At 69.8% G+C, this 5587-nt stretch carries 5 protein-coding genes; 4 read left to right on the top strand and 1 reads right to left on the bottom strand.

Features of this window, described 5'->3' with window-relative positions:
• Positions 1-164: 164 nt before the first annotated feature.
• From G4D87_RS32800 to G4D87_RS32785, 4 genes are all read left to right on the top strand, one after another.
• Entirely contained in the window at positions 165-647 is a 483-nt protein-coding gene (locus G4D87_RS32800) for a Fur family transcriptional regulator (RefSeq protein WP_176413408.1), read from the top strand.
• A 5-nt stretch (positions 648-652) separates the two neighbouring features.
• Complete coding sequence (locus G4D87_RS32795) at positions 653-1168, top strand: TlpA family protein disulfide reductase (protein WP_163786625.1); 516 nt, start codon at positions 653-655, stop codon at positions 1166-1168.
• 74 nt (positions 1169-1242) lie between these two features.
• Positions 1243-1521 (top strand): FtsB family cell division protein, encoded by a 279-nt coding sequence (locus tag G4D87_RS32790; protein ID WP_163786624.1) that lies wholly within the window; start codon positions 1243-1245, stop codon positions 1519-1521.
• A complete protein-coding gene (locus G4D87_RS32785) occupies positions 1518-3683 on the top strand; it encodes a sensor domain-containing diguanylate cyclase (protein ID WP_163786623.1) in 2166 nt (721 codons plus the stop codon). Before G4D87_RS32790 ends, G4D87_RS32785 begins: the two co-directional genes overlap by 4 nt.
• Before the next feature lie 54 nt (positions 3684-3737).
• On the opposite strand, the gene G4D87_RS32780 is transcribed toward G4D87_RS32785, so the two are convergent.
• Positions 3738-5587 (bottom strand): di-heme oxidoreductase family protein (locus G4D87_RS32780; protein WP_163786622.1); only part of this gene is annotated, 1850 nt, incomplete at its 5' end.

Genomic DNA, 5587 nt, shown 5'->3' with positions numbered 1-5587 from the left:
GGAGGGGAGGCGCTCCCCGGGGCCGCACGCCAGGCGTTGCGGGGAGGATGGGACCGGAGTATCAGGCCCGCCGCGTTCGGAGACCAACACATGCCGGTGACGTTTTCTTCTCCGGCGGGGCGCCTTTGTCGGGTAATGGCCGGGTCGACCTTGAAGGATCTCACATGAGCCACAGCCATCACCACCACGACGATGACCGGGACAAGGACGAGGTGCTTGCCCGCTACATGGCCCAGCATGGCCTGAAGAGCACGCGCCAGCGCAGCCTCATCATCGACACGTTCTTCTCGGTGGGAGGTCACCTGTCGGTGGAGGAGCTGTGGAACAAGGTGCGTGAACAGGACACCAAGGTGTCCGTCGCCACCGTGTACCGGACCATGAAGCTGCTCAACGAGTGTGGCTTGGCCCACGCGCGCAACTTCGGGGACGGGCAGACGCGCTACGAGGCCGCCGCCGGGCGCGACCACCATGACCACCTGGTCTGTACGCGCTGCGGCACCATCATCGAGTTCGAGAACGAGCGCATCGAGGCGCTCCAGGACGCCGTGGCCCGCAAGCACGGCTTCAAGGTGACGTCGCACAAGATGGAGCTGTACGGCCTGTGCCGTGACTGCCAGCGGGCCGGGCCGCCCGCCTCGGAGGCCTGAGCGCCATGTCCCGCGCGCTGCTCCGGGGCGTCTTCGTGGCGCTGGTGGCGCTGGCCGGCTGCCGGGGGACCCGCCCGGTGGACGCGGGGCACGCCTTCCTCAACGCGCTGGCGCTGCCGTCGGTGGGGCCCACGCCGCATGACCTGCGCGCGCTGGACGGGAAGGTGGTGCTCGTCTCGTTCTTCGCGACGTGGTGCTTCCCGTGCCTGGCGGAGATGCCCACGCTGGAGGCGCTCCAGAAGGACTACGGCCCCCGGGGCTTCCAGGTGGTGGCGGTGGGCATGGACCTGGAGGGGGAGAAGGTCCTGGCCCCCTTCGCGGACCACTACGCGCTGCGCTACCCGGTGCTGATCGCGGACCAGGCGATGATTGAAGGCCACAGCGCCTTCGGGGCCATCCAGGGCCTGCCCACCACCGTGCTGTTGGACCGCCGGGGCCGGGCCGTGGCGGGCTGGCATGGGGTTGAATCCCACGCCGACATGGCGAAGGCCGTGGAGAAGCTGCTGACCCAGCCCGAGTAGCCTCAGGGCATTGCTACAGGTCTGGAGCGGAAATCTTGCGGGGCAGGGGGCCACTGGTACGGTCCTCGGCGTTCATGACGGCGAGGCGAAAGTTCCTGGTGGTGGTGGGAGTGGCTGCGGCCCTGAGCCTCGTGTCCGTCGTGGACGCGAAGGGCTTCCGCCGCTACCTCTCGCTCCGGCAGGACGTGGAGTCGGTGCAGGCCCGCAACCGCTCCCTGTCGACCCAGAATGAGGCCCTGCGCAAGGAGATTGCCGCCCTGCGCAAGGACCCGGCCGCGCTGGAGCGCGCCGTGCGCGAGGAGCTCGGCTTCGTGAAGCCGGGCGAGCTGATCTTCCACCTGGAGTCCCCATGACGTCGCTTGCCGAGTTTCCGTCTCCCGGAAGGTTGCTGCGTCTCGCGGTCCGGTCCATCCCCGCCGCGGCCGCGCTCGCCACGTTCATCCACCTGGCGCGCGGCGGCTTCCGGGGGCTGAGCACGCTGGGGTGGACGGAGGCGGCCCTGGTGGGCTGCCTGCTGGTGGGCATCGCCGTGGCCGCCTGGCGCCGGGCCATGCGCGGCGCGGTGGGCGCCGTCATCGATTTGCGGGACGACCTGGAGCTGGGCGGCGCGCTCATCTCCGCGGCCTTCGTCGTGGTGGCCATTGGCGGCGGGGATTTGTTCCCCATCGTCTACCTGCTGATGGCGTTCCTGGTGGCCTTCCTGCCGCGCAACGCGGGCCTGACGCTGCTGGGCGTGGCGCTGGTGTACGACGCGCTGGTGACGCTGGTCGGTCCGGTGCCCAACGCCACGGGCTACCTGACACACGCGGCCTTCCTGGCCCTGTTCTCCGGCCTCTACCACCTGGTGCTGGCGACGCGCATCGCCGCCGCGCGCCGGGCGGAGAGCGACGCGGTGCAGAAGCGCATCCGCGAGGTGGAGGAGCGGGCGCGCACCTTCCGGCTGGTGTCGTCCGGCACGCAGGACAGCTTCAGCGGGATGAGCTCGGACGAGAAGTGGCTGGTGGCCTCGGTGAAGGAGATTGAAGGCGCCGTGCAGGCCGCGCTCGAAATCGCGGAGACGGGGCTGCGCACGAACACCTGCGCCGCGTTCCTGCTCACGTCGGATGACCGGAGCCTCAAGCTGTACGACTGCCGCTCCGGCTCCGAGCGCGTGCAGCGCGAGCGCTTCAACGCGGGCGAGGGCATCATCGGCGGCGTGCTCAAGCGCCGCGCGCCGGTGCGGATGAACTCGCCGAGCGGGCTCAAGGGCGTGACGCACTACGAGGGCGGCGGCCCCGCGGTGCAGGCGCTGCTGGCGGTGCCCATCCTGGAGGCCAGCGGCCTGGTGCGCGGCGTGCTGGTGGCGGACCGGCTGGCCAACGAGCCCTTCAGCGACCAGGACGAGAAGCTGCTCTCCATCATCGCCGGCGAGGTGCTGCGCTCCATCGAGGTAGAGCGGGTGATGAGCTACATCCGCAAGACGCGCGACGAGAAGGACCGGTTCTTCCGCGCCATTGAAGAGCTCAACCGCGCGGGCAGCCCGGACCAGGTGTTCGTGGCGGTGCTGGAGAGCACCCGGCAGCTGGCGGGCCTGGACTTCTGCGCGGTGACGCTGGTGTCCGAAGCGGACGGCAAGCGCATGCACCGCGTGGTGCGCATGTCCGGCGTGACGGCGCAGGGCCAGGCGCTGTCCGGCCAGAGCTTCGAGGACAACAACGGGCTGGTGGCCAACGTGGTCCGCTACGGGGCGCCGCTGCCGGGCCGCGACATCAAGGCCATGGACCGGCAGATCATCTTCGATGACGAGACGCAGATTCGCGGCCTGGGCGCGCTGAAGATCTTCCCGCTGGTGGCGGGGGACCGGATTCTGGGCACGCTGGTGGCGGGCTCGCGCAAGAAGGCCGCGTTCGAGCAGGACGTGCTGCGGATGATTGAGGTCATCGCCATCCAGGCGGCGCAGGCGGTGCTCCGGGCGCAGCTCTTCGAGCAGATGGAGCGCATGGCCACCACGGACGGCCTCACCGGCCTGTTCAACCACCGCACCTTCCAGGCCAGGGCGGATGAAATCCTGGCCCAGGCGCGCAGGTACCAGCGCAAGTGCTCCATCATCCTCACCGACGTGGACCACTTCAAGAGCGTCAACGACACCTACGGACACCCGACGGGAGACCAGGTGCTCAAGGGCGTGGCCCGCATCATCAAGACGATGGCGCGCGACACGGACATCGTCGCGCGGTACGGCGGCGAGGAGTTCGTCATCATCATGCCGGAGACGGACGCCAAGGGCGCCTTCATCATCTCCGAGCGCATCCGCGAGGCCGTGAAGGCGGAGACGTTCCAGACGGAGATGGGGCCGCTGAAGATCACCATGTCGCTGGGCATCGCCACCTTCCCCGACAGCGGCACGGAGAAGCAGCAGCTCATCGACCTGGCCGACCAGTGCCTCTACCACTCGAAGCGCAACGGCCGGAACCAGTCCGTCACCGTGGCCATCATGCAGGGCGGCCGGAAGCTCCAGGCGGCGAACGCGTCCTGAGTTTGAGACAGGGGGCCGCCCGTGACGCGCGGCCCCCTGGAAATTCTTAGCGGCCTACAGCGAGCGCAGGAACGCCAGCAGCGCGTTGCGGTCCGCGCTGTTCATGTTGGCGAAGTTGTTGCGCGCCGCCTGGCCCTCGCCGCCGTGCCAGAGGATGGCCTCGGAGAGGTTGCGGGCGCGGCCGTCGTGCAGGTAGGCCTCGCCGCCGCTGACGCCCGCCGTCAGGCCGATGCCCCAGAGCGGAGGCGTGCGCCACTCCGCGCCGGTGGCCTGGCCGTCCACCAGGTTGTCCGCCAGCCCCGCGCCCATGTCGTGGAGCAGCAGGTCCGTGTACGGGCGGATGGTCTGCCCGCGCAGCTCCGCGTGCGGGTGGTACGCGCTGGTCGTCAGGGAGGCCGTGTGGCACCGCGCGCAGCCCGCGTTGTTGAACAGCGTCTCACCGCGCAGCGCCGTGGCGTCGCTCAGGTTGCGGCGCGCCGGCACGCCCAGCAGGGAGATGTAGCGCGTGAGCTTGTCCAGCTCGGTGTTGGCCAGCTCGGTGCTGGTGCCGGCGCAGCCCTGCTGCGACGGGCCGCAGTCCAGCGACGGGAAGACGGAGGTGGTGACGCCGAGGTCGCTGTTGAGGGCCTCGGCCACCTGGTGGCGCACCGTGGCGGTGCTGGCCTTCCAGCCGAAGCGGCCCAGGCGCGTCACGCCCGTCTGCGGATCCCTCACCTGGTGCATGCGGCCGGAGATGCCGTCCCCGTTGCCGTCGTTGGGGTCCGCCAGCGCGGCGATGGCCGACTCGGGGATGGCCTCCAGCAGGCCCATGCCCACCAGCTGCGGGGAGATGCGCGCCGAGTAGTTCGTGGGCGTGTTGTTGGTGAAGGCGTAGTTGGGCCGGCGCAGCTCGAACCCGGTGCCGTCCCCGTAGGTGCCGGAGCTGACCGTCCAGCCGGTGATGCGGGCCGCGCCCTCGGGCGTGCCGCTGGTGCGGCGCGGCTGCAGCCGGTAGCCGAGGAACGGGTCGGCGGCGCCGTTGGACTGGCCCACCTTCACCACGTAGTTCGTCAGCGTCGTGTTGGTGCCCGGGGGCAGGGCGCGGCCGTTCTGCACGTGGCAGGAGACGCAGGACGGGGCGACGTAGCTGGGCCCCAGCTTGCCCTGGTGCTGGGTGAGGGCGGGGTTGCCCGGCTCGGAGTGGCTGCCGTCACCGAAGTTCGTGTGGTGGATGCGGCGGCCCTCCACGAAGGCCTGCGCGCTCACCGGCGCCAGGTTGTTGGCCATCTGCAGGAAGCGGTTGTCGGGCTCGTTGGACTGCGGCGAGCTCAGCGTGGTGCGGCCACCGCTCCAGCCCGCCTGCGGCATGGGGATGGAGTCCCGGATGGAACCCGTCACGTCGTAGGGCACCACGCCGCCCGAGCCGACCATGTAGAGGTACGTGGTGGAGTAGTAGTTGAAACGGCCTTCCACCGGTTGCCGAAGGAAGACGCCCACCTCCAGCTCCATGCGGTCACCCACGCGGATGGCGCGGCCTTCCTTGGCGTTGAAGTTGACGCTGGACGTGTAGAGGTAGTCGTTCACCGTGGTGAACTGGGCGTTGTGGAAGTACTCCGCCACGGTGCCGAGCCCGCGGAAGAAGGCGCGGAAGTCGGGACGGTCATACGGGTACACGGTGTGCAGGTTCACCGTGACGCGGTTGCCGCCCTTGGCGACCTCATCGACGATTTCGATGTAGTGCGTGCGCGCCTGGAAATAGAGGGGCAGGTAGTGGTCATACGACTGGAACATGTCCTCGCGCGCGTGGCGATCCCGGACGCGGTCACCCACGCGGGTGATGATGGCGGTGGCCGTCTCCTGGACCGTCGCGGGCTCCAGCGGCGTGGACGTGGTGTACAGCGGGACGATGGGCCCCGGGGGAGGCG

This window comes from Myxococcus vastator (assembly GCF_010894475.1).
In the GTDB taxonomy this organism is placed as follows: Bacteria; Myxococcota; Myxococcia; order Myxococcales; family Myxococcaceae; genus Myxococcus; species Myxococcus vastator.
This window is presented reverse-complemented; position numbering and strand designations above follow the sequence as displayed.

What these genes read in the sequence shown, in the direction of transcription:
- G4D87_RS32800 (WP_176413408.1), top strand. Translation starts at nt 165, where the DNA reads ATGAGCCACAGCCATCACCACCACGACGATGACCGGGACAAGGACGAG.
- G4D87_RS32795 (WP_163786625.1), top strand. Translation starts at nt 653, where the DNA reads ATGTCCCGCGCGCTGCTCCGGGGCGTCTTCGTGGCGCTGGTGGCGCTG.
- G4D87_RS32790 (WP_163786624.1), top strand. Translation starts at nt 1,243, where the DNA reads ATGACGGCGAGGCGAAAGTTCCTGGTGGTGGTGGGAGTGGCTGCGGCC.
- G4D87_RS32785 (WP_163786623.1), top strand. Translation starts at nt 1,518, where the DNA reads ATGACGTCGCTTGCCGAGTTTCCGTCTCCCGGAAGGTTGCTGCGTCTC.